The 26880-nt window shown below is 71.3% G+C and carries 27 protein-coding genes; 20 read left to right on the top strand and 7 right to left on the bottom strand.

The window, feature by feature from the left end; all coding sequences use genetic code 11:
• Nucleotides 1-49 precede the first annotated feature (49 nt).
• The 8 genes from hemL to G6W55_RS20980 all read left to right on the top strand — a co-directional run bounded on the left by hemL (nucleotide 50) and on the right by G6W55_RS20980 (nucleotide 8291).
• On the top strand, nucleotides 50-1369 hold the full coding sequence (gene hemL / locus G6W55_RS21015) for a glutamate-1-semialdehyde 2,1-aminomutase (protein WP_175522380.1): 1320 nt from the start codon (nucleotides 50-52) through the stop codon (nucleotides 1367-1369).
• Nucleotides 1366-2067 carry a histidine phosphatase family protein gene (locus G6W55_RS21010; RefSeq protein ID WP_175522379.1) on the top strand — a complete coding sequence of 234 codons (702 nt, stop codon included), beginning with the start codon at nucleotides 1366-1368 and terminating at the stop codon, nucleotides 2065-2067. Before hemL ends, G6W55_RS21010 begins: the two co-directional genes overlap by 4 nt.
• A gap of 160 nt (nucleotides 2068-2227) precedes the next feature.
• Complete coding sequence (locus G6W55_RS21005) at nucleotides 2228-3544, top strand: hypothetical protein (protein ID WP_175522378.1); 1317 nt, start codon at nucleotides 2228-2230, stop codon at nucleotides 3542-3544.
• Between the two features lie 99 nt (nucleotides 3545-3643).
• Nucleotides 3644-4270, top strand: coding sequence for a TlpA disulfide reductase family protein (locus G6W55_RS21000; RefSeq protein WP_175522377.1), 627 nt, complete (start codon nucleotides 3644-3646; stop codon nucleotides 4268-4270).
• A 1-nt stretch (nucleotide 4271) separates the two neighbouring features.
• A complete protein-coding gene (locus G6W55_RS20995) occupies nucleotides 4272-5045 on the top strand; it encodes a cytochrome c biogenesis protein CcdA (RefSeq protein WP_175522376.1) in 774 nt (257 codons plus the stop codon).
• Nucleotides 5046-5048: 3 nt separating this feature from the next.
• Nucleotides 5049-6764 carry a cytochrome c biogenesis protein ResB gene (locus G6W55_RS20990; protein WP_175522375.1) on the top strand — a complete coding sequence of 572 codons (1716 nt, stop codon included), beginning with the start codon at nucleotides 5049-5051 and terminating at the stop codon, nucleotides 6762-6764.
• Nucleotides 6761-7846, top strand: coding sequence for a c-type cytochrome biogenesis protein CcsB (gene ccsB / locus G6W55_RS20985; RefSeq protein WP_175522374.1), 1086 nt, complete (start codon nucleotides 6761-6763; stop codon nucleotides 7844-7846). The genes G6W55_RS20990 and ccsB overlap by 4 nt, the downstream gene beginning before the upstream one ends.
• Nucleotides 7847-7886: 40 nt before the next feature.
• Nucleotides 7887-8291, top strand: coding sequence for an SRPBCC domain-containing protein (locus G6W55_RS20980; protein WP_175522373.1), 405 nt, complete (start codon nucleotides 7887-7889; stop codon nucleotides 8289-8291).
• Nucleotides 8292-8297: 6 nt separating this feature from the next.
• Here the strand turns inward: G6W55_RS20980 and G6W55_RS20975 are convergent, their stop codons facing one another.
• Entirely contained in the window at nucleotides 8298-8756 is a 459-nt protein-coding gene (locus G6W55_RS20975; RefSeq protein WP_175522372.1) for a nucleoside deaminase, read from the bottom strand.
• Nucleotides 8757-8870: 114 nt separating this feature from the next.
• Here G6W55_RS20975 and G6W55_RS20970 point away from each other — a divergent pair, with 114 nt between their 5' ends.
• A complete protein-coding gene (locus tag G6W55_RS20970) occupies nucleotides 8871-9638 on the top strand; it encodes a CDP-alcohol phosphatidyltransferase family protein (protein ID WP_175522371.1) in 768 nt (255 codons plus the stop codon).
• 42 nt (nucleotides 9639-9680) lie between these two features.
• On the opposite strand, the gene G6W55_RS20965 is transcribed toward G6W55_RS20970, so the two are convergent.
• Complete coding sequence (locus tag G6W55_RS20965; protein WP_175522370.1) at nucleotides 9681-10061, bottom strand: PLD nuclease N-terminal domain-containing protein; 381 nt, start codon at nucleotides 10059-10061, stop codon at nucleotides 9681-9683.
• Between the two features lie 89 nt (nucleotides 10062-10150).
• Here G6W55_RS20965 and G6W55_RS20960 point away from each other — a divergent pair, with 89 nt between their 5' ends.
• From G6W55_RS20960 to G6W55_RS20920, 9 genes are all read left to right on the top strand, one after another.
• The gene (locus tag G6W55_RS20960) at nucleotides 10151-11602 is read left to right on the top strand and encodes a menaquinone biosynthesis decarboxylase (RefSeq protein WP_175522369.1); all 1452 of its coding nucleotides are present in this window, start codon (nucleotides 10151-10153) and stop codon (nucleotides 11600-11602) included.
• Nucleotides 11602-12504: a menaquinone biosynthesis prenyltransferase MqnP gene (mqnP, locus tag G6W55_RS20955; RefSeq protein WP_175522368.1), complete on the top strand. Its 903-nt coding sequence runs from the start codon at nucleotides 11602-11604 to the stop codon at nucleotides 12502-12504. The genes G6W55_RS20960 and mqnP overlap by 1 nt, the downstream gene beginning before the upstream one ends.
• Before the next feature lie 47 nt (nucleotides 12505-12551).
• Nucleotides 12552-13124 (top strand): Uma2 family endonuclease, encoded by a 573-nt coding sequence (locus G6W55_RS20950; RefSeq protein WP_175522367.1) that lies wholly within the window; start codon nucleotides 12552-12554, stop codon nucleotides 13122-13124.
• Between the two features lie 55 nt (nucleotides 13125-13179).
• Nucleotides 13180-13842 carry a UbiX family flavin prenyltransferase gene (locus tag G6W55_RS20945; protein WP_175522366.1) on the top strand — a complete coding sequence of 221 codons (663 nt, stop codon included), beginning with the start codon at nucleotides 13180-13182 and terminating at the stop codon, nucleotides 13840-13842.
• A gap of 85 nt (nucleotides 13843-13927) precedes the next feature.
• A complete protein-coding gene (locus G6W55_RS20940; RefSeq protein ID WP_030790339.1) occupies nucleotides 13928-14383 on the top strand; it encodes an Lrp/AsnC family transcriptional regulator in 456 nt (151 codons plus the stop codon).
• A 38-nt stretch (nucleotides 14384-14421) separates the two neighbouring features.
• Nucleotides 14422-15585, top strand: coding sequence for an aminofutalosine synthase MqnE (gene mqnE / locus G6W55_RS20935; RefSeq protein ID WP_030790336.1), 1164 nt, complete (start codon nucleotides 14422-14424; stop codon nucleotides 15583-15585).
• A gap of 56 nt (nucleotides 15586-15641) precedes the next feature.
• Nucleotides 15642-16166: a GNAT family N-acetyltransferase gene (locus tag G6W55_RS20930; RefSeq protein ID WP_175522365.1), complete on the top strand. Its 525-nt coding sequence runs from the start codon at nucleotides 15642-15644 to the stop codon at nucleotides 16164-16166.
• A gap of 93 nt (nucleotides 16167-16259) precedes the next feature.
• The gene (locus tag G6W55_RS20925; RefSeq protein WP_175522364.1) at nucleotides 16260-16559 is read left to right on the top strand and encodes a DUF4229 domain-containing protein; all 300 of its coding nucleotides are present in this window, start codon (nucleotides 16260-16262) and stop codon (nucleotides 16557-16559) included.
• 59 nt (nucleotides 16560-16618) lie between these two features.
• Nucleotides 16619-17263 carry a TetR/AcrR family transcriptional regulator gene (locus tag G6W55_RS20920; protein ID WP_175522363.1) on the top strand — a complete coding sequence of 215 codons (645 nt, stop codon included), beginning with the start codon at nucleotides 16619-16621 and terminating at the stop codon, nucleotides 17261-17263.
• A gap of 23 nt (nucleotides 17264-17286) precedes the next feature.
• Here the strand turns inward: G6W55_RS20920 and G6W55_RS20915 are convergent, their stop codons facing one another.
• Complete coding sequence (locus tag G6W55_RS20915; RefSeq protein ID WP_175522362.1) at nucleotides 17287-18144, bottom strand: MaoC/PaaZ C-terminal domain-containing protein; 858 nt, start codon at nucleotides 18142-18144, stop codon at nucleotides 17287-17289.
• A complete protein-coding gene (locus G6W55_RS20910) occupies nucleotides 18144-19457 on the bottom strand; it encodes a 3-oxoacyl-ACP reductase (protein WP_175522420.1) in 1314 nt (437 codons plus the stop codon). The genes G6W55_RS20915 and G6W55_RS20910 overlap by 1 nt, the downstream gene beginning before the upstream one ends.
• A 94-nt stretch (nucleotides 19458-19551) precedes the next feature.
• Here G6W55_RS20910 and G6W55_RS20905 point away from each other — a divergent pair, with 94 nt between their 5' ends.
• Both G6W55_RS20905 and G6W55_RS20900 read left to right on the top strand, forming a co-directional pair.
• Nucleotides 19552-20886, top strand: coding sequence for an acetyl-CoA C-acetyltransferase (locus tag G6W55_RS20905; protein ID WP_175522361.1), 1335 nt, complete (start codon nucleotides 19552-19554; stop codon nucleotides 20884-20886).
• Between the two features lie 246 nt (nucleotides 20887-21132).
• Nucleotides 21133-23046 carry a long-chain fatty acid--CoA ligase gene (locus G6W55_RS20900; RefSeq protein WP_175522360.1) on the top strand — a complete coding sequence of 638 codons (1914 nt, stop codon included), beginning with the start codon at nucleotides 21133-21135 and terminating at the stop codon, nucleotides 23044-23046.
• A 38-nt stretch (nucleotides 23047-23084) separates the two neighbouring features.
• Here the strand turns inward: G6W55_RS20900 and G6W55_RS20895 are convergent, their stop codons facing one another.
• The 3 genes from G6W55_RS20895 to G6W55_RS20885 form a co-directional block, all read right to left on the bottom strand.
• On the bottom strand, nucleotides 23085-23633 hold the full coding sequence (locus tag G6W55_RS20895; protein ID WP_175522359.1) for a sigma-70 family RNA polymerase sigma factor: 549 nt from the start codon (nucleotides 23631-23633) through the stop codon (nucleotides 23085-23087).
• A 143-nt stretch (nucleotides 23634-23776) separates the two neighbouring features.
• Nucleotides 23777-24370 (bottom strand): hypothetical protein, encoded by a 594-nt coding sequence (locus tag G6W55_RS20890; protein ID WP_175522358.1) that lies wholly within the window; start codon nucleotides 24368-24370, stop codon nucleotides 23777-23779.
• A 1531-nt stretch (nucleotides 24371-25901) separates the two neighbouring features.
• Nucleotides 25902-26705: a lytic transglycosylase domain-containing protein gene (locus tag G6W55_RS20885; protein ID WP_175522357.1), complete on the bottom strand. Its 804-nt coding sequence runs from the start codon at nucleotides 26703-26705 to the stop codon at nucleotides 25902-25904.
• Nucleotides 26706-26880 lie beyond the last annotated feature (175 nt).

The raw sequence follows: 26880 nt of genomic DNA, 5'->3' as shown, positions 1-26880 counted from the left end.
TGGCAACCGGAGTCCAGCAAGTCGGAGAAGGTCGGAGAAGTCGCAGGTCATGAGCGAACTGCCCTATTCATACGATGCGCCTGTCTCGCAGGCACTGTTCGACCGAGCGGCTGCCGTCACCCCGGGCGGAGTGAACTCCCCGGTCCGCGCCTTCCGCGCGGTCGGCGGTACGCCCCGGTTCATGGTGTCCGGCAGTGGTCCTTGTCTCACCGACGCCGACGGCCGGGAGTACGTCGACCTGGTGTGCTCCTGGGGCCCGATGATCCTCGGGCACTCCCACCCCGAGGTCATCGCCGCCGTCCAGGAGGCCGTGGCGCGCGGTACGTCCTTCGGTACGCCCGGTGAGGGCGAGGTGCTGCTCGCCGAGGAGATCGTCTCCCGGGTCGAGCCCGTGGAACAGGTGCGGCTCGTCTCCAGCGGCACCGAGGCCACCATGTCCGCGATCCGGCTCGCCCGCGGCTTCACCCGCCGCACCAAGGTGATCAAGTTCGCCGGCTGCTACCACGGCCACGTCGACTCGCTGCTCGCCGCCGCCGGCTCCGGTGTGGCGACCTTCGCGCTGCCCGACACCCCGGGTGTCACGGGCGCCCAGGCCAGCGACACGATCGTCCTGCCGTACAACGACCTGGAGGCCGTGCAGGAGGCGTTCCACCGGCACCCGGGCGAGATCGCCTGTGTGATCACCGAGGCGTCCCCGGGCAACATGGGCGTCGTCCCGCCGCTGCCCGGCTTCAACCAGGGGCTCAAGGACACCTGCGCCACCAACGGCGCGCTGTTCATCTCCGACGAGGTCATGACCGGCTTCCGTACCAGCCGCGCCGGCTGGTACGGCATCGACGGCGTCCGCCCCGACCTGATGACCTTCGGCAAGGTGATGGGCGGCGGCTTCCCGGCGGCGGCGTTCGGCGGCCGCGCCGACGTGATGGAGCACCTCGCCCCCGCCGGGCCCGTCTACCAGGCCGGCACCCTCTCCGGGAACCCGGTCGCCACCGCCGCCGGGCTCGCCCAGCTCCGGCTGCTCGACGACGCGGCGTACGCCAAGCTGAACGCGGTGTCCGAGCGGATCCAGGCGCTGGTCTCCGAGGCGCTGACCAAGGAGAGCGTGACCCACACGCTCCAGAGCGCGTCCAACATGTTCTCCGTCTTCTTCACGGACCGCCCGGTCCGTTCGTACGAGGACGCGAAGGCGCAGGAGTCCTTCCGCTTCACCGCCTTCTTCCACTCGCTGCTGGCGAACGGCGTGTACCTGCCGCCGTCGTCCTTCGAGTCCTGGTTCGTATCCACGGCCCACGACGACCGGGCCATCCAGCGGATCGCCGACGCCCTTCCGGCGGCGGCCCGAGCGGCTGCGGAGGCCACTGCGGCATGACCACCACCGACAAGGACCTCACCGTCGTCCACCTGATGCGGCACGGCGAGGTCGCCAACCCGGACGGCGTCCTGTACGGCCGGCTGTCCGGCTACCACCTCTCCGAGCTGGGCCGGCAGATGGCCGACCGGGTCGCCGAGCACCTCTCCTCCCGCGACGTCACCCATGTCGTGGCGTCGCCGCTGGAGCGGGCGCAGGAGACGGCCACCCCGATCGCCAAGGCGCACGGTCTGGACCTCGCCACCGACGGGCGGCTCATCGAGGCCGACAACGTCTTCCAGGGCAAGACCTTCGGCGTCGGCGACGGGGCGCTGAAGAAGCCGGAGAACTGGAAGCACCTGGTCAACCCGTTCAAGCCGTCCTGGGGCGAGCCGTACGTCGACCAGGTCGTCCGGATGAAGGGCGCGCTGGACGCCGCCCGGGACCGGGCGCGCGGCCATGAGGCGGTGCTGGTCAGCCATCAGCTCCCGATCTGGATCGTGCGGTCCTACGTCGAGCGCCGCCGGCTCTGGCACGACCCGCGCAAGCGGCAGTGCACGCTGGCCTCGCTGACGTCGTTCACGTACCTCGGCGACACGATCGTCTCCGTCGGCTACTCCGAGCCCGCCATCGACCTCGTCCCCGAGCATCTGCGGGCCGGCGCCAAGCCGGTGAAGGGGAAGAACAACACGGGGCAGGGCAAGGCGTTCGGCGCGTAGAAGGCGCGTAGAACGCGTGGGCCCGGGCGCGGACAGCGCCCGAACACACGTTCCTTCTGCGTACGTCTGTTACGAAACCGGTAACCGCCGACGGAACCGCCTCGTTCGTCGTGTCCTCTGAATGGGTGACCACCAGAGGACGCGACGAACGAGGACCGCCATGCGCACGATCACCCGAAGGGGAGCACTCGGACTCGGCGCCGGAGCCGCGGCCGCCGCCGGTCTCTCGGCCTGCGGCAGCCTCTCGGGTTCGGACGGCGGCGGTTCCGGCGACGGCGCCAAGGGCTCGGGGAAGGGGAGCAAGAGCCCCTCCGGCAGCCCCAGCCCCTCGGCCACCGCCCGTCCGATCGGGGACGGCTCCACCTCTTTCACCGGCAAGCAGCCCCACCAGCCCGCGAAGCCCGAGCCGCTGGAGCCCGGTCAGGAACCGCCGCAGTTCGTCGTGTTCTCCTGGGACGGCGCGGGCGAGGTCGGCAACGGCCTCTTCCCCCGCTTCCTCGACCTCGCCAAGGAGCACGGCGCGTCGATGACGTTCTTCCTCTCCGGGCTCTATGTGCTGCCCGAGTCGAAGAAGCGGCTCTACGACCCGCCGAACAACCCGCGCGGCGCCTCCGACATCGGCTACCTCACCGACGAGCACGTCCGGATGACGCTCACCAACGTGCGCCGGGCGTGGCTGGAGGGCCACGAGATAGGCACCCACTTCAACGGCCACTTCTGCGGCGGCTCCGGCTCCGTCGGCAACTGGACGTCCGCGCAGTGGCGCAGCGAGATAGACCAGGCCAAGTCCTTCGTGAAGGAGTGGCGGACCAACACCGGCTGGACCGATCTGCCGGCCCTGCCCTTCGACTACGACAAGGAACTCGTCGGCGGCCGCACGCCCTGTCTGCTCGGCCAGGACAGCCTGCTGCCCACCGCCCGCTCCCTCGGCTGGCGCTACGACGCCTCCTCGCCCGGCGGCCGCCAGGTGTGGCCGGTGAAGAAGGACGGCATCTGGGACCTGCCGCTCCAGCAGATACCGTTCCCCGGCCGTGGCTTCGAGGTCCTCTCCATGGACTACAACATGCTGGCCAACCAGTCGGTCAACTCCACGAACGCCCCCAGCCACAACTACCCGGGCTGGCGCAAGCAGTCCGCCCAGGCGTACATACAGGGATTCAAGCGGGCATTCGAGACGAACCGCGCCCCCTTCTTCATCGGCAACCACTTCGAGCAGTGGAACGGCGGCATCTACATGGACGCCGTCGAGGAGGCGTTCAAGCACATCGCCCGGGAGAAGGAGAAGGGCGCCGACGTACGCCTCGTCTCCTTCCGGCAGTTCACCGACTGGATCGACGTACAGAAGCCCGAGGTCCTCGACAAGCTCCGCACCCTGGACGTCGGACAGCGCCCGGCCGGCGGCTGGCAGGAGTTCACGAAGGGCACCGGGACCAGCACCTCGGCCCCCACCTCCACCGCCTCCGCGAACGCCGCCTGACACGCGGATCTCCCCCACAAGGGCCCCGCAAGGGCCCCACAAAGGCCCCCACAAGGGGGGTGCGCAAGATCCCCAGAACGGGCATGCGAAACTTTTCACATGAGTGCCGCCAGCCGCGCCCCCCAGCGCTCGAAGCCCCGGAACCGCTCACGCCGCGCCGCCCTCACCGGCGCCGCCGCGACGGCGGCACTGCTGCTCTCCGCGTGCGGTTCCGGAGGGACCGCGGGCGGCGGGGGCGACACCAACTTCGTCCTCGGCGCGGACGGCATCTCCACCGTCGCAAAGGGGAAGCGGACCGCGCTCCCCGACCTGTCCGGTGAGACCGTCGACGGCGGACAGCTCGACGTCGGCAGCTTCAAGGGCAAGGTCGTCGTCCTCAACGTCTGGGGCTCCTGGTGCGCCCCCTGCCGCGCCGAGGCACCCAACTTCGAGAAGGTCCACCAGGACCTGAAGGCCGACGGCGTGCAGTTCGTCGGCATCAACACCCGGGACAACGGCACCGACAAGGCCCTCGCCTTCGAGAAGCAGCAGGGCGTCACCTACCCCAGCCTGTACGACCCCACGGGCAAGCTGATGCTCCGCTTCGAGAAGGGCACGCTCAACCCGCAGGCCATCCCCTCCACGCTCGTCATAGACCGGGAGGGAAAGATCGCCGCCCGCTCCCTGGCCGCGCTCAGCGAGGACAAGCTGCGCAAGATGATCGCCCCGGTCCTCGCGGAGAAGTGACGTGAGCGCACTCACCACCCTGGCCGCGTCGACCGACCCCAACCAGACAGTGCTCAGCGGCGCGCTGCTGCTCGCCCTGCCCATCGCCCTCCTCGGCGGCCTGGTCTCCTTCTTCTCCCCGTGCGTCCTGCCGCTCGTCCCCGGCTACCTCTCGTACGTCACCGGGGTCGCCGGCACCGACCTGGCCGAGGCCCGGCGCGGCCGGATGGCCGCCGGCGCCTCCCTCTTCGTCCTCGGCTTCACCGCCGTGTTCGTCTCCGGCGGCGCGCTGTTCGGCTACGCCGGTGACAGCCTCCAGGCCAACCGGGACGTCCTGTCCAAGGTGCTCGGCGTCCTGATGATCCTCATGGGCGTCTTCTTCATGGGCCTGATGCCCTGGATGACCCAGCGCGAGTTCCGCTTCCACCGCAGGCCCGCCACCGGACTCGTCGGCGCCCCCCTGCTGGGCGCCCTGTTCGGCATCGGCTGGACCCCCTGCATCGGCCCGACCCTCGCCTCCGTGATCGCCCTCTCCTCGCAGCAGGGCAGCGCGGGCCGCGGTGCCATACTGACCGTCGCCTACTGTCTCGGCCTCGGTGTGCCCTTCGTGCTCGCCGCGGTCGCCTTCCGCAAGGCGCTCGGCGCCTTCGGCTGGGTCAAGCGGCACTACGTCTGGGTGCTGCGGACCGGCGGCATCATGATGATCGTGACCGGTGTGCTGCTGCTGACCGGCACGTGGGACCGCCTCGTGCAGGACATGCAGTCCTGGTCCGCCGGCTTCACTGTGGGGATCTGATCCATGAGCACAACCTCTACGACCGACGGGACGCCGGCCGCCCCGGACGACCAGGACCTCGGCGCCGCCGGCTCCCAGCTCTCCACCGCCCCCGCCGAATCGCTCACGAGCGCACCCGGTCTCGGCGTGATCGGCTGGGCCCGCTGGTTCTGGCGCCAGCTCACCTCCATGCGGGTCGCGCTGCTGCTGCTCCTGCTGCTGGCGCTCGGCGCGATCCCCGGCTCGCTGATCCCGCAGTCCGGCAGCGACGAGACGAAGGTCGCCGAGTTCCGCCGGGCGCACGAGACGCTCGCGCCGCTCTACGACCGGCTGGGCCTCTTCCACGTCTACAGCTCGGTGTGGTTCTCCGCGATCTACATCCTGCTGTTCGTCTCCCTCATCGGCTGCATCGTGCCGCGCACCTGGCAGTTCACCGGCCAGCTCCGCAGCCGCCCGCCGGGCGCCCCCAAGCGCCTCACCCGGCTGCCCGCGTACACCACCTGGCACACCGACGCGGCACCCGAGCAGGTCCGTGAGGCCGCGCTCGCCCTGCTGAAGAAGCGCCGCTTCCGCGCCCACCTCGCCGGGGACGCCGTCGCCGCCGAGAAGGGCTACCTCCGCGAGGTCGGCAACCTCGCCTTCCACATCGCGCTGATCGTGATGCTGGTCGCCTTCGCCTGGGGCCAGCTCTTCAAGTCCGAGGGCAACACCCTGGTCGTCGAGGGCGGCGGCTTCTCCAACACGCTGATCTCCTACGACGACTTCAAGTCCGGCAACCTCTTCTCGGCCGACGACCTCACGCCGTTCAGCTTCTCCCTGGACGAGTTCACCGGCACGTACGAGACGACCGGCCCCAACAAGGGCACCGCGCGCACCTTCCAGGCCGCCCTCACCTACAGCGAGGGCGCCTACGGCAAGGACCGCACCACCCTCGTCAAGGTCAACCACCCGCTGGAGATCGGCGACTCCAAGGTCTATCTCACCGCCCACGGCTACGCGCCCGTGGTGACCGTCCGCGACGGCAAGGGCGACGTCGTCTACCGCGACGCCGTACCGCTGCTCCCGCTGGACTCCAACATCACCTCGTCCGGCGTGATCAAGGTCCTCGACGGCTACCGGAACGCCGAGGGCGTGACCGAACAGCTCGCCTTCAAGGCGTTCTTCCTGCCGAGCTTCGTCAAGGGCATGGAGACGGCCTCCGCCTTCCCGTCCCTGCGCAACCCGGTCCTGAACCTGGAGCCGTACCACGGAGACCTCGGCGTCGACTCCGGCATCCCGCAGAGCGTCTACCAGCTCGACAAGAAGAACATGAAGGAGTTCAAGGACTCCAAGGGCCTCCAGCTCCGGTCGAACCTCAAGCCCGGCGACACCATGACCCTGCCGGGCGGCGCCGGTTCGATCACCTACGAGGGCACCAAGGAGTGGGCGAACTTCCAGATCACCCAGCAGCCCGCCAGCGGCTGGGCCCTGGCCGGCGCGCTCGCCGCGATCTTCGGCCTGGCCGGCTCCCTGTTCATCCAGCGCCGCCGGGTCTGGGTGCGCGCGGTGCGCGGCGCCGACGGCGTCACGGTCGTCGAGATGGCCGGCCTCGGCCGCAGCGAGTCCGCCAAGGTCCCGGAGGAACTCGGCGCCCTGGCCGGGATCCTCTACGACAGGACCCCCGGCGCCCCGGCCGACGCCCCCGACCCCGACGATTCCCCCGACCCTCAAGCCGTACCTGCCGAAGGGGCTGAGCAGTGACTCTCGCCGCCGCCACCAACGAGAACCTCGCGAACATCAGCAACACGCTGATCTACTCCGCGATGGCCGTCTACACCCTGGCCTTCTTCGCGTACATCGCCGAATGGCTCTTCGGCAGCCGCAGCAAGGTCGGCCGTACCGCCGCCGCGCTCACCGCCGACGCGCGGGCGAAGGGCAAGGGCCCGGCCGTCACCGTGCGGAAGAACGGCGGCGCCACCGCCGTACTGGAGCGTCCGCGGGTCGTCGTCCGCTCCTCCTCCGGCAGCCGGGACGTGCCCGACGGGCCGGGCGCGCACGGCGGGGACGAGCAGGGCGACATGTACGGGCGGATCGCCGTCTCCCTGACGGTGCTCGCGTTCCTGGTCGAGCTGGGCGGCGTGATCGCCCGCGCGGCCTCGGTGCAGCGGGCGCCCTGGGGCAACATGTACGAGTTCAACATCACCTTCTCCACGGTCGCGGTCGGCGTGTACCTCGCGCTGCTGGCGCTGCGGAAGAACGTGCGCTGGCTCGGCCTGTTCCTGATCACCACGGTCCTGCTCGACCTCGGCCTCGCGGTGACCGTCCTCTACACGGCGAGCGACCAGCTCGTGCCCGCGCTGCACTCGTACTGGCTGTACATCCACGTCTCCACCGCGATCTTCTGCGGCGCGGTGTTCTACGTCGGCGCGGTCGCCACGATCCTGTACCTCTTCAAGGACTCGTACGAGAACAAGCTCGCCACCGGCGGCCAGCCGGGCCGGTTCGCGAACTCGGTCCTGGACCGGCTGCCCGCCTCCGCCTCCCTGGACAAGTTCGCCTACCGGGTGAACGCGGCCGTGTTCCCGCTGTGGACGTTCACGATTATCGCGGGCGCGATCTGGGCGGGTGACGCGTGGGGCCGCTACTGGGGCTGGGACCCCAAGGAGACCTGGTCCTTCATCACCTGGGTCGCCTACGCCGGCTATCTGCACGCCCGCGCCACGGCCGGCTGGAAGGGCCGCAAGGCCGCCTACCTGGCACTGGCCGCCTTCGCCTGCTGGCTGTTCAACTACTACGGCGTGAACATCTTCGTCAGCGGCAAGCACTCGTACGCGGGCGTCTGACCGGCGTGCACCGGCTCCGGTCAGGGTTCACGCTGGTGTCATGACCGGTTCCGTCGAACAGGGCACCAGCCAGACCCACGGGAACACGCACATCCTGCACTTCCTGGTCCGGCTGCCCCGGCCCATGGAGGCCGTCTGGCCCGCGCTGACCACCCCCGAGGGCATCGGCGGCTGGTGGACCGGCGTCGACCTGCTCGAACCCCGGCTCGGCGGCGCGGTCGCGCTGCGCGGGCCGGGGCGCGGCGAGATCACCGCGTGGGACGTGGACCGGGTCGCCGAGTACGCCCTGGAGGGCGGCCGGATCCGCTTCCACCTGGAGCGCGACGGCGACGAGGGGTCGGCGCTGCGGTTCACGCACGAGTTCCGCGAGTCGCGCGGGGACGGCGAGGCGGTGTGGCGGGCGCGGTTCGAACGTCTGATCGACTTCGTCGAGGGGTCGCCCTAGCTCCGCTTACTCCCCGATGTCCTCGTTCCACAGGGCCGGGTGTTCGGCGATGAAGTCCCGCATCAGGGCGACGCACTCGGGGTCGTCGAGGAGCACGATCTCCACGCTGTGTTCGGCGAGCCAGTCGTGGCCGCCGTGGAAGGTGACCGCCTCTCCGACGACCACCCGCGAGATGCCGAACTGCCGTACCAGCCCCGAGCAGTACCAGCACGGCGAGAGGGTCGTGACCATCGTCGTGCCCCGGTACGACCGCTGCCGGCCCGCCGCGCGGAACGCCGCCGTCTCCGCGTGCGTGGACGGGTCGCCGTCCTGCACCCGCCGGTTGTGGCCCCGCCCGAGCAGCGTGCCGTCCGGGCCGTAGAGCGCGGCGCCGATCGGGATGCCGCCCTCGGCGAGCCCGGCCCGGGCCTCGGCGAGGGCGGTGCGGAGCCAGCGGCGGGCGGTGTCGTCGTCCGGAACAGTCATGAGGTCACTGTGCCGCGGAAACTCCTCCTCCCGCACAACCGCCCCGCCGTACGGGCCTCTTGGGCGCTCGCCTAGCCTGGCCCGGTCATCTCGGGGCGTGTGGGAGGAACGGTCATGGTTGCTGCTCCGGTGCTGGAGGAGCTGCGGGAGGTCTGCCAGCCGCAGGCCAAGCTGGCGAGCCGCAACGGCGAACACTGGGCGGGGCGGCTGTACATGCGCCGGGTGTCGCTGCGGTTCACCCGTCAGCTCGTGCGCACGCCGGTCACGCCGGACCAGCTCACCTGGACGATGGTGGTGTGCGGGATCCTGTCCGGCGCGGCGCTGCTGATACCGGGGCTGACCGGTGCGGTGCTCGCCGCGCTGTTCATGCAGCTCTTCCTGCTCTTCGACTGCGTGGACGGCGAGGTCGCCCGCTGGAAGGGACAGAACAGCGCGACCGGCATCTACGTCGACCGGCTCGGCGCCTACCTCGCCGACGCGGCGCTGATGACCGGCATCGGCTTCCGCGCGGCGGAGTCGGGGGTGGGCGGCTGGCTGTCGCTGGGGCTCGCGACCGCGCTGGGCGTCGTCCTGCTGAAGGCGTCGACCGACCTGGTGGACGTGGCCCGGGCCCGGCGCGGGCTGGCGGTCGCCGACGACGAGGCCGCGGCGCCGCGTTCGCAGGGCGTGGCGTCGGTGCGCAGGCTGGCCGCCGCCTTCAAGATCCACCGGGTGACCAACGGCATCGAGGCGTCCCTCGTCCTCCTGGTCGTGGCCTTCGCCGACGCGGCGACGGACTCCCTGGACCCGACCCGCTGGACCCTGGCCGCCATCGCCACGATCACGTGGCTGATGGTCCCGGCCCACCTGCTCTCAATCCTGTCATCGTCCCGCCTGCGCTGACCCGAGGCCCGGGTACGGTCCGCGCCTCGCTGAGGGTGCTGGTCAGTCGCCCTTCGGTTCCTCGTCCGAGGTGCGGCGTTTCAGGTCTTCCTCGCGGCGGCGGAGGTCGGCCTCCCAGTCCTTGAGGAGTTGTTCGTCCTTGTCGTCCTTGTCGAGGGACTTGAGGAACTCCGGGTTGTCGTCGGGGGCGACGAAGCGCTGGTTGCGGTGCCACTCCGAGGGGGTGCGGCCGTTCTGCGGGGGCGTGCGGACCTTGCCCGCGGCGAGCCAGGCGATCGGGCCGACGATCCAGAAGAGCAGGACGATGAACACCCAGACGATCTTCGGCAGATGGCGTGCCTCGTCCTCGGGTGTGTTCAGGCAGTCGATCAGCGCGTAGATCGTCAGCGCCAGCGGCACCAGATACATCAGCAGCCTGAGCATGGAGTACAGCCCCCTGGGTGGTGGCGGGGCCCGCTCGTGTCCGGCCCCGGTGACGGGCTCAGGGTAGCCGCTCGGCGATACTGGGTCGCATGGCTTACGACGATCTTCGTTCCCTGCTCAGGGCACTGGAACGCGAAGGCGACCTCAAGCGCGTCAAGGCCGAGGTCGATCCGTACCTGGAAGTCGGGGAGATCGTCGACCGGGTGCAGAAGGCACAGGGCCCCGCGTTGCTCTTCGAGAACGTGAAGGGCTCCGACCTCCCCCTCGCGATGAACGTCTTCGGCACCGACCGCCGCCTGCTCAAGGCGCTCGGCCTGAAGTCGTACGCGGAGATCTCGGAGAAGATCGGCGGCCTGCTCCGCCCCGAGCTGCCGCACGGCTTCGTCGGCGTGCGCGAGGCGTTCGGCAAGCTCGGCGCGATGACGCACGTCCCGCCGAAGAAGGTGAAGGACGCGCCGGTCCAGGAGGTCGTCCTGCACGGCGACGACGTGGACCTCGACCGGCTCCCCGCCCTCTTCACCTGGCCGCAGGACGGCGGCTCCTTCTTCAACCTGGGCCTGACCCACACCAAGGACCCGGAGTCCGGGATCCGCAACCTCGGCCTGTACCGCCTCCAGCGCCACGACCGGCGCACGATCGGCATGCACTGGCAGATCCACAAGGACAGCCGCAACCACTACCAGGTGGCCGCCCGCCGCGGCGAACGGCTGCCCGTCGCGATCGCCTTCGGCTGCCCGCCCGCCGTCACCTACGCCTCCACCGCCCCGCTGCCCGGTGACATCGACGAGTACCTGTTCGCCGGGTTCCTCGCGGGCAAGCGGATCGAGATGGTCGACTGCAAGACGGTCCCGCTCCAGGTCCCGGCCAACGCCGAGGTCGTCCTCGAAGGCTGGCTGGAGCCGGGCGAGATGCTGCCCGAGGGCCCCTTCGGCGACCACACCGGCTTCTACACCCCGCAGGAGCCGTTCCCCGCGCTCACCATCGACTGCGTGACGATGCGGAAACGGCCGTTGCTCCAGTCGATCGTGGTGGGCCGCCCGCCCACCGAGGACGGTCCGCTGGGCCGGGCCACGGAGCGGTTCTTCCTGCCGCTGCTGAAGATCATCGTCCCGGACATCGTGGACTACCACCTGCCCGAGGCCGGCGGCTTCCACAACTGCGCGATCGTCTCGATCGACAAGAAGTACCCCAAGCACGCCCAGAAGGTCATGCACGCGGTCTGGGGCGCCCACATGATGTCCCTGACCAAGCTGATCGTGGTCGTCGACTCCGACTGCGACGTCCACGATCTGCACGAGGTCGCCTGGCGGGCGCTCGGCAACACCGACTACGCCCGTGACCTGTCGGTCGTGGAGGGTCCGGTCGACCATCTCGACCACGCCTCCTACCAGCAGTTCTGGGGCGGCAAGGCGGGCATCGACGCGACGCGCAAATGGGCCGAGGAGGGGTACACGCGGGACGGCGGCTGGCCCGAGATGGTGCTGTCCGACCCGGAGACGGCGGCGACGGTCGACCGCCGCTGGAAGGAATACGGCCTGTGATGACCAGCGCTTCCGCCGCGATCCCCCAACCCGGTCGCACCAGGGCCTTCCTGCGTCTGGTGATGATCGAGCACTCGGTCTTCGCCCTGCCCTTCGCCTACATCGCCGCGCTCACCGCGATGTTCGAGCTGGACGGCAACATCCACTGGGGCAAGCTGCTGCTCGTCACCGTCTGCATGGTGGGTCTGCGCACCTTCGCCATGGCGGTGAACCGGATCATCGACCGCGAGATCGACGCCCGCAATCCGCGCACCGCCCACCGCGAACTGGTCACCGGCGCCGTGTCGGTGAAGCACGCCTGGACCGGCGCCCTGATCGCCGTCGTGATCTTCCTCGGCTCGGCGGCCCTGCTCAACCCGCTCTGTCTGGCCCTGGCCCCCGTCGCGGTGATCCCGATGGTGGTCTATCCCTACGGCAAGCGGTTCACGAACTTCCCGCAGGCCATCCTCGGTCTCGCCCAGGCGATGGGCCCGATCGGCGGCTGGCTGGCGATCACCGGCGAGTGGTCCTGGGACGCGGTCGTCCTCGGTCTCGCCGTCGGCATCTGGATCGGCGGCTTCGACCTGATCTATGCCTGCCAGGACATCGACACCGACCGTGAGACGGGCGTGCTGTCGGTCCCGGCCCGCTTCGGCGTCCCGGCGGCGATCCGCTCCGCCCGCGTCTGCCACGCGATCACCACGGGTCTGCTCGTCTGGTACGCGCTGCTGACCGGCGCCGGCGCGTTCTTCTGGCTCGGCCTGGTCGTCGTCGCGGCCGCCTTCGTCTACGAGCACACCATCGTCCGCCCCCATGACCTCACCCGTCTGAACAGGGCGTTCTTCTCCGTCAACGGCTTCATCGGCATCGCCCTGTTCGGGTGCGCGCTGCTGGATCTCCTGGTCCGGGGTCTGACCGTCTGAGTACCGTGCGGCCTACCATCGAGGGCAGGACCCCCAAGGAGGCCACCGTGACCGTCTCGGACCTTGACCGCCTGCACTCGCAGCTCAGCCGGTTCGAGGACATGTTCCCCGGCTATCGCATGGAGATCGTCGAGGGCAACATCATGATGAGTCCGGTCAAGCCCCACCACGCCAAGACCATCCGGTTGGTGTGGAACGACCTCGAGGCGCAGTTGGGCCCCGAGTGGGACTTCGCCAGCGATGTCGCCTTCCCCTTCGACGACGACAACGAGTTCTGCCCCGACCTGGCGGTCATCCCCGCCCCCGAGGCGGCCAAGAACAAGGGTGCCTACTCACCCGATCTCATCGAACTGGTCGTCGAAGTCGTCTCCCAGGGCAGTGTCCGCCGCGACTACGAGGTCAAGCCCGGCTGGTACGCCTCCCGGGGCATCGCCAACTATCTGATCCTCGACCCCCTCCAGGGCCACGCCGTGACCCTGTGGAACCCGGGGCCCAACGGCTACCGTGGCCGTGACACGGTCGTCTACGGTCCCGACCTGACCGTCCGATCCCCGCTCGGCAGGCTCACGGTCAACACCGCTCATCTCCCCATCGACCCCAACGCACCCCACCGGTCCTGAAGACCCTCCCGCCCACCGGTACGCTCAAGGTGTGAACGCAGGAGAAACGCAGCGCTTGCCTTGGATCGTGGGGGTGTCCGGGGCGTCCGGTACGCCGTACGCCGCCGCTGTCCTGCGGGCGCTGCTCGCCGGGGGCGAGAGCGTGGACCTGGTGGTCAGCCGGGCCTCGCGGCTCACCCTGCTGGACGAGACGGGGATCGCGTTCCGGGACGCGCACTGGCGGGACGACCTGCGGGAATGGCTGGCGCGGGGGGCCGACGGCAAGCCGGGCACCTTCGACGTCGACGCCGGACTCGACGGGGTGCGGTACTGGAACGCCGGGGACCTCGCCGCGGGCCCGTCCTCGGGGTCGTATCCCGCGAAGGGGATGCTGATCGTCCCCGCCTCGACCGCCTGTGTCGCCGGGGTCGCGCTCGGGCTCTCCAAGGACCTCCTCCAGCGGGCGGCGAGCGTGACGCTCAAGGAACGCCGTCGGCTGGTCGTCGCCGTACGGGAGACCCCGCTGAACGGGCAGACGCTGCGGCATCTCGTCGCCCTCGACGACGCCGGCGCGAGCGTGGTGCCCGCGTCGCCCGCCTTCTACGCGGGCGCCACCCACATCCAGGACCTGGTCGACTTCGTCGCCGGACGGGTGCTCGACGCGGCGGGGGTCGCGCACGGCCTGTACCGCAGGTGGCGGGGCGAACTGGGCGGCGCGTCCGCGCCCCGGGACACATGAGCGGCGCCGGCTGAGCACCGGGAACCTCGCAGTACTCGCAGTACCTCTCATTCCTCAGGAACTTGATCGGAAGGCTTCGATTCGCATGGACGCGGTGGACAGGCAGCTCATCCAGGCCCTGCGGGAGAACGGCCGGGCCTCCTACGCGGAGCTGGGACGCCTCGTCGGCCTGTCGGGACCCAGCGTCACCGACCGCATCAACCGGCTGGAGGCGGCCGGGGTCATCACCGGCTACCGGGCCACGGTGAACGCCGCCCAGCTCGGCCTCGGTGTCACCGCCCTCATCGGCATCTCCCTCTCCGACGCCGCCGACCACGAGGACGTGGCGAACCGGATGAAGGACCTGAACGAGATCGAGGACTGCTGGTTCATCGCCGGCGACGACTCGTTCATGCTCAAGGTGCGGGCCAACGACGTGGACGGCCTGGAGCGGATCATCCGGCGGCTCAGCGGCACCAAGGGCGTCTCCCGGACCCGTACCACGATCGTGCTCTCCACCAAGTGGGAGAACCGGGTCGGGGACCTCCCCGAAGAGGTCTAGGCGTACGGTTGACGGATCTGCCGAGGAGAGGGAAGAGCATGGACGTCGGGCTCAAGCGCGAGCTGGAGGAGAAGGTCAGGGCCGGTGAGCGGCTGACCCGCGAGGACGGCATCGCGCTCTACGAGTCGGACGACCTGGCCTGGCTGGGCGGGCTGGCCCACGAGGTGCGCACGCGCAAGAACGGCGACGTCGTGCACTTCAACGTCAACCGCCACCTCAACATGACCAACGTGTGCACGGCGTCCTGCGCCTACTGCTCCTTCCAGCGCAAGCCGGGCGAGAAGGACGCGTACACGATGCGCATCGAGGAGGCGGTGAAGCTCGCCAAGGCGATGGAGTCGGAGAACCTCACCGAGCTGCACATCGTCAACGGCCTGCACCCCAACCTCCCGTGGCGCTACTACCCGCGCTCGCTGCGGGAGCTGAAGGCCGCGCTGCCGGACGTCTCGCTGAAGGCGTTCACGGCCACGGAGATCCACCACTTCGAGACGATCTCCGGTCTGTCCGCCTCCGAGATCCTCGACGAGCTGATCGACGCCGGTCTGGAGTCCCTGACCGGCGGCGGCGCCGAGATCTTCGACTGGGAGGTGCGGCAGCACATCGTGGACCACCGCACCCACTGGGAGGACTGGTCCCGGATCCACCGTCTGGCGCACGAGAAGGGGCTCAAGACCCCCTCCACGATGCTGTACGGCCATATCGAGGAGCCCCGGCACCGCGTCGACCACGTGCTGCGCCTGCGTGAACTCCAGGACGAGACGGGCGGGTTCCAGGTCTTCATCCCGCTGCGCTACCAGCACGACTTCGTGGACATGAAGGACGGCAAGGTCCGCAACCGGCTCCAGGCCCGCACCCAGATGGCCACCGGCGCCGAGGCCCTGAAGACCTTCGCGGTCTCCCGGCTCCTCTTCGACAACGTGCCGCACGTCAAGGTGTTCTGGGTGATGCACGGCGTCCAGACCGCCCAACTCGCCCTCCAGCACGGCGCGGACGACATGGACGGCTCGGTCGTCGAGTACAAGATCACGCATGACGCCGACAACTACGGCACCCCGAACAAGCTGACCCGCGAGGACCTGCTCGACCTGATCCGTGACGCGGGCTTCCGCCCGGTGGAGCGCAACACGCGCTACGAGATCATCCGTGAGTACGACGGTCCGGACCCGGAGCGCCGGGAGTCGCCGCAGCCGATGCGGGTCTGAGGCGAGGGTCCCAAACGCCGTTGAGGCGCGAGCGGGGTAATGGTTACCCTGCTTGCATGCCCCTTACCTTCACCCTCGACCCGGCCGTCACCCCCGCCCTGCGCGACGGCGTCCTGGACCTGTGGACGGACGTCTCCAACGCGGGCGGGGCGGTCGGCTTCGTCGCGCCCGTGGACCGCGAGCGGATCCGGCCCGAGCTGGTGAAGCACCTCACGGCCATGGCCGAGGGCCGCCACCGGCTGCTCGTCGGCCACGACGAGGACGGCGAGGTCGCCGCCACCGCCTTCTTCGCCTTCAACACCCACCGCCTGATGACCCACTGGGTCTGGCTCTACACCGTGATGGTCCACCCCCGCCACCAGGGCAACGGCTACGGCCGCGACCTGATGGCGGCCGCCGCCGACGCGGCCCGCGGCTTCGACGGCATCGAGGCCGTACGGCTCTCCTGCCGCGGCGGCCTCGGCCTGGAGCACTTCTACACCTCCTGCGGCTACAAGGAGGTCGGCCGGGTCCCCGCCGCGATCCGGGTCGCCCCGGGCGACGACCGCGACGACATCACCCTGCTGCTGCCGCTCGCATGACCCCGCGCGAAGATCGGCGGCCCGCCGTGCTTCACTGGACGTCGGTCCTGTTTGGACACGTTGGACACGTTGGACACGGAAGAGTGGGTTGAGATGCTCCGTTACACGCTGATGCGCCTCGGCGTCTTCGCCGGCTGCCTCGGGGTCGTCTGGGGCCTCGTCCACTTCGGCGTCGTGCCGCGCGGCCTCGGCGACTCCAACGGCATGTGGATCATCCTGCTCGCGCTGGTGCTCTCCGCGCCGATCAGCTTCGTCGTGCTGCGCAAGGAGCGCGACCGCGCCTCGGAGACGGTCGTGCGCCGGGTGGACCGGATGAAGGCCAACCTGGAGGCCAGCCGCTCCCAGGAGGACGCGGCGACGGACACCGCGCACGCCCAGGGCCAGACCTCCTGACGAAACTGCTGCCGGCCGGAAGGGAGTTGTCCCCCGCCCGGCCCGATTAGGCTTGCCCCATGGGTGCCGTGAAGACCAAGCGGATGCCGCGTGCGGTCCGTGAACAGCAGATGCTGGACGCCGCCGTGGAGATCTTCGGCCGACGCGGCTACATGGCCGCGTCCATGGACGAGATCGCCGAACTGGCGGGCGTCTCCAAGCCGTTGGTGTATCTGTACCTGAACTCCAAGGACGACCTCTTCACCGCCTGCATCCGGCGGGAGGCCCAGGCCCTGGTGGCGGCCGTACGCTCCGGCATCGGACCTGACCAGAGCGCCGACCGCCAGCTCTGGGACGGTCTGCTCGCCTTCTTCGCCCACACCGGCGCACACCCGCTGTCCTGGTCCGTCCTGCACCTCCAGGCCCGCACCCACGGCGAGACGTTCGCCGCCGAGGTGACCGCGATGCGCGAGGAGATCGTCGCGTTCGTGACCCAGCTCATCGTCGTCGCCGCCCGTGAGGCGCACCGCGATCCCGACCTGCCCGAGCGCGAGGTCGCCGGTCTCGCCGAGGCCCTGGTCGGCGCCGCCGAGTCCCTCGCGTCCTGGGCCAACGCCAGCGAGTCCGTCACCCCGCGCCAGGCGGCGGCCACCCTGATGAACTTCGCCTGGGCGGGCCTGTCCGACCTGATGCGGGGCAACGCCTGGAACCCTCCGGCGGCTTGAGGCTCACCCCAGCGGCCTGAGGTTCACCCCAGTGCTTCCACGCGTCCGCTGACGTGGATCCGCCCGTCGTCCCCCGGCCGGCGCAGCTCGAAGCGGTCGCCGTCCGCCGCGTAGACGACCGTGCCCGGGAGCAGGACCGGTGCGCGGAAGTCGGCGTGGGCGCGGACGGCCGGTGGGGTGCCGTGGGCGGCGAGGCAGCGGGCGACGGTCCACATGCCGTGGGCGATGGCCCGGGGGAAGCCGAAGAGGCGGGCGGTGAGCGGGTGCAGATGGATGGGGTTGCGGTCGCCGGACACGGCCCCGTACCGCCGTCCCACGTCGCCGCCCAGCCGCCATTCGCCGAGCACCGGGAGCGGTGCCGGAAGGGGATCCGGCTCCTGGGGCGCGGCGGCGGTGGCCGTCGTCGTGCGGTGCCGGGCGAGGTAGGTGCTGGTCGACTCCCACACCGCCGCGCTCTCGCCGGTCTCCCGCAGTTCGGTGACGACCGACGCCTGGGTGCCGCGCCGGTGCGCGGCCAAGTGGTCGACGTACACGGTGAGTTCGTAGGTGCCGGTGGTCGGCAGGGTGCGGTGGCGGGTGATCCCGATCGACGTGTGGACCAGGCCGAGCAGCGGGAGCGGGAAGGCGCGGCGGCTCATCAGGGCCATGGCCGAGGGGAATCCCAGGACGTGCGGGTAGGTGGGCGGGAGTCCGTCGCCGCCCGGGGCGAAGCCGCAGATCCGCTCGTAGCGGGCCAGCCGGTCCACGTCGATCCGCAGCCCGGACAGGACGAGCGGCTCCCCGTCGAAGACGGCGTCCGGGCGGGGTCTCTTGAAGGGGGAGAGCAGGGCGCCGCGCGCCAGCAGCGGGCCCAGGGACGGGGCGGTGCGCTGGGTGGTCATCACGCCCCCAGCAGGCTCTGGCCGCACACCCGCACGACCTGTCCGTTGACCGCGCCGGACGCCGGGTGGGCGAGCCAGGCGGTGGTCTCGGCGACGTCCACCGGAAGTCCGCCCTGCGCGAGGGAGTTCATCCGGCGTCCGGCCTCGCGGATGAACAGCGGTACCGCCGCCGTCATCCTCGTCTCGATGAACCCGGGCGCGACCGCGTTCACGGTCACCCCGTGCCCGGCGGCCGCGCGCGGCGCCAGCGCCCGCACCAGACCGGCGATCCCCGCCTTGCTCGCCCCGTAGTTGGTCTGCCCGGCGTTCCCGGCGAGACCCGCGATGGACGCGGTCGCCACGATCCGCCCGCCGCGCCGCAGGGTGCCCTTGGCGAGCAGCGCGTCCGTGGTGCGCAGCACGCTCGCGAGATTGACGTCGAGCACCGAACTCCAGCGCTCTGCGGGCATGTTGGCCAGCCGCCGGTCCCGGGTGATCCCGGCGTTGTGGATCAACACGTCGAGCCCGTCCGGGAGTTCGGCCGCGATCCGCTCACCGGCGTCGGCGGCGGTGATGTCGAGGGTGAGGGCCCGTCCGCCGAGCCGTCCGGCGACCCGCCGGGCGTCCGCCTCGGCCTGCGGCACATCGAGGACGACGACCGTCGCGCCGTCGCGTGCCAGCGTCTCGGCGACGGCCTCACCGATGCCGCGCGCGCCTCCGGTGACGAGCGCGGTCCGGCCGGCGAGCGGACGGTCCGCCGTCTCCGGGGGGCCGTCGGAGCGGGCACCCACCTCGATCACCTGCCCGCTGACGTAGGCGGACCTGGGGGAGAGGAGGAAGTCCAGCGTGGACCACGCGGCCTCCGCGTCCGTCAGCCGGACCAGGTTGACCGTCCTGCCCCCTCCGACCTCCTTGCCGAGGGACCGTACGAACCCCTCCAGGGCCTGCTGCGCGGCCGCCTGGTGGTGGTCCCCGGTGTCGAGCGGGGCGCCGAGCACCACGATCCGGCCGCTCGTGGCGACGGACCGTACGACCGGGTGCAGGGCCGTGTGCACCGCGGCGAGGGAGTCGACGTCCCGTACACCGCAGGCGTCGAGCACGACGGCGGCCGGGCTGTCGGCCGCGGTGCCGTCACCCGCCGGAAGTCCGGCGCGGGCGAGGACGGGAGCCAGGGTGAGGGGGGACTCCCCGGCCGTAAGGTGCACCAAGGAGCCTGTGAGGGACGGGTGTTCGACGGTCCAGCGCCTGAGCGCCGCCGGTCGCGGAAGGCCGAGCCTTCGGGTGAGGGCGCGGCCGGGTGCGGTGGCGGTGAAGCGCAGATAGCGGTCGGCCATGTTCGTCTCGTCTCCCACGGGCTCGGCACACATGCTTACTCTCCAGTAAGGTTACCGGGGGTAAGTCTAGGTCAAGGGTGAGGAGCAGGTCGAGATGAGTGCCTCGGAGCCGACACGGCTGAAGCTGGTGGAAGCGTCGTCCTTCAGCCCGGCGGAGCCCCCGCGCGCCCGCCGTGTGGCGATCGTCGGCGGCACCCGGATCCCCTTCGCCCGCTCCGACGGCCCGTACGCCACCGCCTCCAACCAGGAGATGCTGACGGCCGCCGTGAACGGCCTGGCGATCCGCTACGGGCTCGACGTGCCCGGTGTCGTCGGCGAGGTCGTCACCGGCGCCGTCCTCAAGCACAGCCGCGACTTCAACCTCGCCCGCGAGACGGTCCTCGGCTCCAAGCTGGACGCCCGCACCCCGGCCTACGACATCCAGCAGGCGTGCGGCACCGGCCTCCAGGCCGTCATCGCCGCCGCCAACAAGATCGCCCTCGGCCAGACCGACTCGGCGATCGCGGGCGGCGCCGACACCGCGAGCGACGCCCCGCTCGGCGTCAACGACCGGCTGCGCCGCATCCTCCTCGAAGCCCGCCGGGCCAAGTCGGCGGGCGCCCGCCTCAAGGCCCTGGCGAAGATCCGCCCCGGCCATCTGGTCCCCGACATCCCGCGCAACGCCGAACCCCGCACCGGTCTGTCCATGGGCGAGCACGCGGCGGTCACCGCCCGCGCCTGGGACGTCTCCCGCGAGGACCAGGACGCGCTCGCGGCCACCAGCCACCAGCGGCTGGCCGCCGCCTACGACCGCGGCTTCTTCCGCGACCTGGTGGTCCCCTTCCGCGGCCTGGACCGCGACCAGAACCTGCGCCCCGACTCCACGGCCGAGAAACTCGCCGCGCTCAGACCGGTGTTCGGCACGGACGGCCCCAACCCCACCATGACGGCGGGCAATTCGACCCCGCTCACCGACGGCGCGGCGGTCGTCCTGCTCGCCTCCGAGGAGTGGGCCGAGGCGCGCGGCCTGGAACCGCTGGCCTATCTGACCGCCTACGAGACGGCGGCCGTCGACTTCGTGCGCGGCGATGTCGCGGGCGGCGAGGACGGCCTGCTGATGGCCCCCGCGCACGCCGTGCCGCGCATGCTGGAACGCACCGGGCTCGGCCTCGACGACTTCGATCTGATCGAGGTGCACGAGGCGTTCGCGAGCCAGGTGCTGGCCACTCTCGCCGCCTGGGAGAAGCGGGGCCTCGGAACCGTCGACCGGGACCGGCTCAACGTGGCGGGCTCCTCGCTCGCCACCGGCCACCCGTTCGCCGCCACCGGCGCCCGGATCGTGGCGACCCTGGCCAAACTGCTCTCCGAACAGAGCGGCCCCGCACGGGGGTTGATCTCGGTCTGCGCGGCGGGCGGCCAGGGCGTCACGGCCGTCCTGGAACGGAGCTGAGGCGGTTCCGCAGGGGGACCGAGGCGGTTCCGGCAGCGGTGCTGAACTGCGGCGAAGCCCGCACAGGCCCGACGCCGGACCATCCCCGAACGCCCACACCCCCCACACGTGGGCCCCGTACGATCCCCTGTCGGGACCGGCCAGCAACCCCTTTCTGCGGGGGCGTTCCGGTTGAACACCTCGCCATACGAGGCACGTACGTCATGCAGCAAGCAGTTTCCCCGCTGCACGCCCAGGGAGCCGCCCGTGTCCACGCCGTACTCGACCTCCGCAGACTTCGACGACGCTCCCCCCACCCTCGTCCCGCCCGAGATCCGGCGGCTGGACGGCGCCGTGCGCGAGGCGTTCGTACCCGCGCTCGCCCCGCCGGTCACCCACGGTTCGCTCGCCGACCTGCCCTACGACAACTCGGCCGCCGCCCCGCAGTCGGTGGTGCTCAGCCGCAAGGGCCCGGACGGCGAGTGGGCGGACATCACGGCGGAGCGGTTCGCGGGCCAGGTGCAGGCCGCGGCCCGGGGGCTGATCGCGGAGGGGCTGGTGCCGGGCGACCGGATCGCCATCATGGCCCGCACCACCTACGAGTGGACCCTGCTCGACTTCGCCGCCTGGGCGGCCGGGCTGGTCACCGTGCCCGTCTACCCCACCTCCTCCGTCTTCCAGACCCGCTGGATCCTCCAGGACTCGGGCGCGGTCGCCCTGGTCACCGAGACCGTCGCGCAGGCCGCCGCGCTCGGCCCCGAACTCGACCGGCTGCCCGACCTGCGGCATGTGTGGGTCATGGAGAAGGGGCACGTGGACCGGCTCACCGAGGCCGGCGACCACATACCCGACGGTGAAGTGGCCGTCCGGCGCGGCATGTTGGGCCCGGACACGCTCGCCACGCTCATCTACACCTCCGGCACCACCGGCCGCCCCAAGGGCTGTGTGCTCACCCACGGCAACTTCTTCGCCGAGGTCGACAACGCGATCGAACTCCTCTCGCCCGTCTTCAAGGGCGCCGACGACGATCTCTCGGTCCTGCTGTTCCTGCCGATGTCCCATGTCTTCGGCCGGATGGTCGCCATCGCCTGCGTCCGGGCCCGCGTCCGTCTCGGCCACGCGCCGAGCCTCAAGGCCGAGGACCTGCTGCCCGACCTGGCCGCCTTCCGGCCCACCTGCCTCCTCGCCATCCCCTACATGCTGGAGAAGGTCTTCAACTCCGCCCGCGCGAAAGCCGAGGCGGGCGGCCGGGTCGCCACCTTCGACCGTGCGGCCGGGGTCGCCCGCCGCTACGGCGAGGCCGTCGAGGCCCACAAGACCGGCACCGGATCCGGTCCCGGCGCCACGCTGCGCGCCGCCCGCGCCCTCTACGACCCGCTGGTCTACCGCCGTCTCCGCGCCGCGATGGGCGGCCGCGTCCGCCACGCCATCTGCGGCGGCTCACCGCTCGGCCGGAGCCTGTCCGCGTTCTACCTCGGCGCGGGCATCGAGATCTACGAGGGCTACGGCCTCACCGAGACCACCGGCGCCACCACGGTGACGCCTCCGCTGAAGCCCCGGCTCGGCACGGTCGGCTGGCCGATGCCCGGCACGCGCATCCGGATCGCGGCGGACGGCGAGATCCTCGTCGCCGGTGAGCACGTGCTGCGGGGCTACTGGGATCCGGCGGCGGGCGGGGTGGTCTCCGCGACCCCGGACGGCTGGCTGCCCACCGGGGACATCGGCGAACTGGACGACGAGGGCTACCTCACGATCACCGGCCGCAAGAAGGAACTGATCATCACGGCGGGCGGCAAGAGCGTCGCGCCCGCCCCGCTGGAGAACTGGCTGCGCTCCCACCCGCTGATCTCCCAGGCCCTCGTCCTGGGCGACGGCCGCCCCTACGTGACCGCGCTCCTCACCCTCGACCCCGACGGTCTCACCCACTGGCGGGCGATGAACGGCAAGCATCCCGTACCGGTCGAACTGCTCCTCGACGACGACGAGTTGCAGTCGGTGCTGCAACGGGCCGTCGACGACGCCAACAAGCTGGTCTCCCGCCCGGAGTCGATCCGCCGCTTCGCCGTCCTCCCTGCGGACTTCAGCGAATTCGCCGGCCATCTCACCCCGACGATGAAACTCCGCCGCGACCGCATCCTGCGCGACTTCGACGAACAGGTGCAGGGGTTGTACGAGAGATGAGGGGCCGGCGGCGGGGCCAGGGGCCCGGGGCCGCCCTTTCACGCCGCCGCCCCCCGCTCCTCCAGCGCCACGCGCAGGCTGCGCAGGGCGTAGTGGACCCGGGACTTCACGGTGCCCTGCGGGATGCCCAGCACCGCCGCCGCCTGCTTGGTGGTGCGGTCCGCGAAGAACGTCGCGAGGAGCACGTCCTGATGCGCGGGCGACAGTGCCCGCAGGGCGTCGCGTACGACGACGGACGACAGCATCCGGTCGATGTGGTCGGTGTCGGCGCCCCTCTCGGTCAGCCAAGTGGCGCCGGATACCTCCGTCGGCCGGGCCATCCGCACCCGGTGCCCGTCGATGACGAGATTGCGGGCGACCCGGAACATCCAGGGGCGGACGGCCATGCCCTCGCCGTCGGCCAGGTTCTGTTTGCTCCAGCAGCGCAGCAGGGTCTCCTGGATGACGTCCTCGGCGCGGTGGGTGTCTCCCTCCAACAGGCGCAGTACGTACGCGTAGAGGTCCGGACCGTGTTCCAGGTAGAGGTCGCGCAGCGCTCGTTCCTCGGAGGTTCCCGCGCTCGCCGACCCGATGACGGTGACGTTCATGGATGTGCTCCTGCCTTGGGACAGGCAGGCCGCGGTCATGGGACCGCGGCCTGAGTCTCCTTGGGGGGGCCACCGAGTGTTCCGGGCGTGGTTCCACATCCGGTTGACGACCGGTCTACGGCGCCGTGGACCGGCGGCGCCGGTCAGGCGAGTGGGGCGAGGACCCGCTGTGCCTCCAGGGACTCCACGAGGGCGCGGACCTGTGCGGCGAGTTCCGTGTGACCGGGGGGCAGCGGGCCTCTGCGGCTCAACCCGTCCCACATGCCGAGGAGTTCACGCCCGTGCACGACGACGGCCCGGTCGTCGTCGAGGAGTTGCCAGGCCGCAGCCGCCCGCGCGACCTCCGTGGGCGCCCGCTCGTCCCCGGCCCCGCACCGGATCCGGGCCACGGACAGGGCGAGCACCGTGGCCTGGCGATGGTCGCCCCGCAGGTGCGCGACATACGCCTCCAGGGCCCGCGCCTCCAGCGCGTACGGATGCCCGGCGCCCGCCGCACCACTCAGACTCTCCCGCAGCCCGGTAGCCTCGGCAAACGCCTCGTCGAGCCGCCCCGTGACGGTCAACGCGTTGATACGAACGACCCGCTCAGCGATGTCCTCCGGGACGCCGGCGTCGACGCCGGCGTCGGCCGGGGGGAGGCTGGCGGGCGGGGCGTCGGAGTTGGCCGGGCGGAGGCCGACGGGCCGGGTGTCGGAGCCGGATGGGGGGCTGGCGGGCCGGGCGTCGGAGTTGGCCACGGGGCCGGCGGGACGGGCTTCGGGCGGGGCGTCGGAGCGGTCGCGCGCGGTGGCGGCGGTCGCGGTGGCCCGGGCGCGGGCGATCGCCGTGGCTACGGCGGAGTCCCGGACGCGGGGGCGCGGACCGGGGGCGGCGGCTTCCGTTTCGGGTTCCGCTTCCTGCTCCGGCCACCCTGGCTCCGACGCTGGCTCTGCCCCGGGCGCCGATCCCGTGTCTGGCTCCGCCCCCGGTGCCGATCCCGACCCTGGCTCCGGCCCCGACTCTGGCTCTGGCTTCGGCCCCGACTCTGGCCCCGACCCCGATCTACGCCCCAGCTCCGATCTGGACCCCTTCCCTGGCGCCGGCCCTGTGTCTGGCCCCGATTCCGACCTCGGCCTCAGCCCTGTCTCCCACTCTGGCTCCGACTCGGGCTCTGGCTCCGTTCCCAGCTCCGCCCTCGTCTTGGCGTCCGGCCCCGTGTCCGGCCCTGGCTCCGACCCGGGCCTCGGCGTCAGCCCCGTCTCCAGCTCCGACCCGGACCTCCGCCTCAGCTCCGGCCCCGTGTCCGGCTGCGACCCCGGCCCCGACGTCAGCCCCGTCTCCGGCCCCAGCCCCGATCTCGGCCCTGGCCCCGCCTCTGCCCTCGTTTTCGTGTCCGACCCTGTCTCCGGCTCCAGCTCCGGTCCCGTGCCCGCCTTCGACCCCGGCGTCAGCCCGGGCTCCGGTCCCGGCTTCGACTCGGGCTCCGGCTCCGTTCCCAGCTCTACCCTCGTCTTCGCGTCCGGCCCCGTGTCCGACCCTGGCTTCGACCCCAACCTCGGCTCTGGCCCCGGCTTCGACCTCAACCTCGGCTCTGGCCCCGTCTCCGGCTCCGACGCCGATCTCCGCTCCGGCTCCGACCCGGATCCCTTCCCCGGCTCCGACCTCGACCCCTTCCCCGGCTCCTGCCCCGTGCCCGGCTTCGACCCCGACCTCAGCCTGGCCTCCGGCCCGGGCTCTGACTCTGGTCCCAGCTCTACCCTCGTCTTCGCGTCCGGCCGCGTGTCTGACCCCGGCTCCGACCCGGACCCCTTCCTCGGCTCCGGCCCCGTGTCCGGCTGCGACCCCGGCCCCAACGTCAGCTCCGTTTCCGGCCCTGGCTTCGGCTCCGTTCCCAGCTCCGCCCTCGTCTTCGCATCCGGCCCGGGCTCCGACCCCGACCTCCGCCCCGACCCCGACCTCCGCCCCGGCTCCGACTGCGGCCCCGGCTCCGACCTGGACCCCGGTTCCGGGGTCGCTGTCCTCGGACCCGTCGAGGACGGCTCGGTTGTCAGGATTTTGCTGGAGCCGTCCGGGGAGACCTCCAGGAGGAAGTGGGCGGCGTCCGGGCCGTCGTCGACCGTTGCCTGCACGGGGCGGCCGAGGCGTTGTGCGGATCGCTGGAGGCGGTCGAGTACGGCCTCGTGCAGGCTTCCGCCCGGGGCGGGGACGACGGGTTCCCCGTCGATGTCGGCGCGTTCGTCGCCGAGGATGCGTATGTCGAAGCGGGTCATGGTGATCCTCCCTCGCGCCCTACGCCGTGCCGGGCGCGCTGTCGGTGGGGCCGGGGGTGACGCCGGGAGTGGCACCCTCCGGGGGTGCGGCGAGCCCCGAGTACTTGGAGAACTGGGCCCGGACGGCGGCGACATAGCCCTGGGCCTCGGACGGCAGCCCCTTCGCCGCGAGCACGGCGTCCATGCCGACGTCGTAGGCGGCCAGGGCGAGATCCAGGACGGTGCCGGCGGCCCGGCCGTCGTCGATCGCCCGCTGGGCCTGCCCGGCCAGGTCGCACAGGTAGCGGCCCTGCGCCATGATCGAGTCCGCCGCGTCCAGGGCGGAGACCTTGTCGTTGTCGTCGTCGTCCTCCCCGAACCGCGTGAAGATCTCGGGTGGTAGCTGCGAGAGGCCCAGTTCGCCGTTCGGGCCGACCAGGGTGGCGTCGAAGGCGGACTCCTGCTCGATCTGGGACGCGATGACGATCGGGCCGACGGTGTCGCACACGGCACCGGCCTTCACGATCGGGTCGTACAGGTCGTCGGGGACGGTCGACGGCTCCAGGTCCCCCTTGCCGTCACCGGTGAAGATGTCGATCGCCTGGCTCGCCTGGACCTCCGGTGCGGGGGTGTCCCCGCCGCCGCCCCCGCCGCCGAAGAGCAGGATCAGTGCGATGAGCGGGGCCAGCAGCACCCCGAACCCACCGAAGACGATCACCACGATCACCGTCCCGGCCAGCACCAGCGGCGACAGCAGACAGCCGCAGCCCGTGCCGGCGGCCAGGGTGTTCCTGAGGGCGTCGGAGGTGCCCTTCTCGCCGCCCCCTGCCGGGTCTGCGCTCATGCCGGTCCGCCTTCTTCTTCTCTTCGCTTCTTCTCTTCGCCTTGAACCGCAGCGGCCAGGAGGGCCGTTGTGTGTCCGACGAGCTCGGCAGACCACAACGGTGGCCGGGGCGAAGAGGTTCAGAACGATGGAAAGCGGATGAGTCTGAGCAACGGAAACGTGAGCCGGGAAGCCG

Origin of the sequence: Streptomyces sp. CAI-85 (genome assembly GCF_013363615.1) — a bacterium.
Taxonomy (GTDB): domain Bacteria; phylum Actinomycetota; class Actinomycetes; order Streptomycetales; family Streptomycetaceae; genus Streptomyces; species Streptomyces antibioticus_B.
The sequence above is the reverse complement of the archived record's forward strand: the minus strand, read 5'-3'. Positions and strand labels throughout refer to the sequence as shown.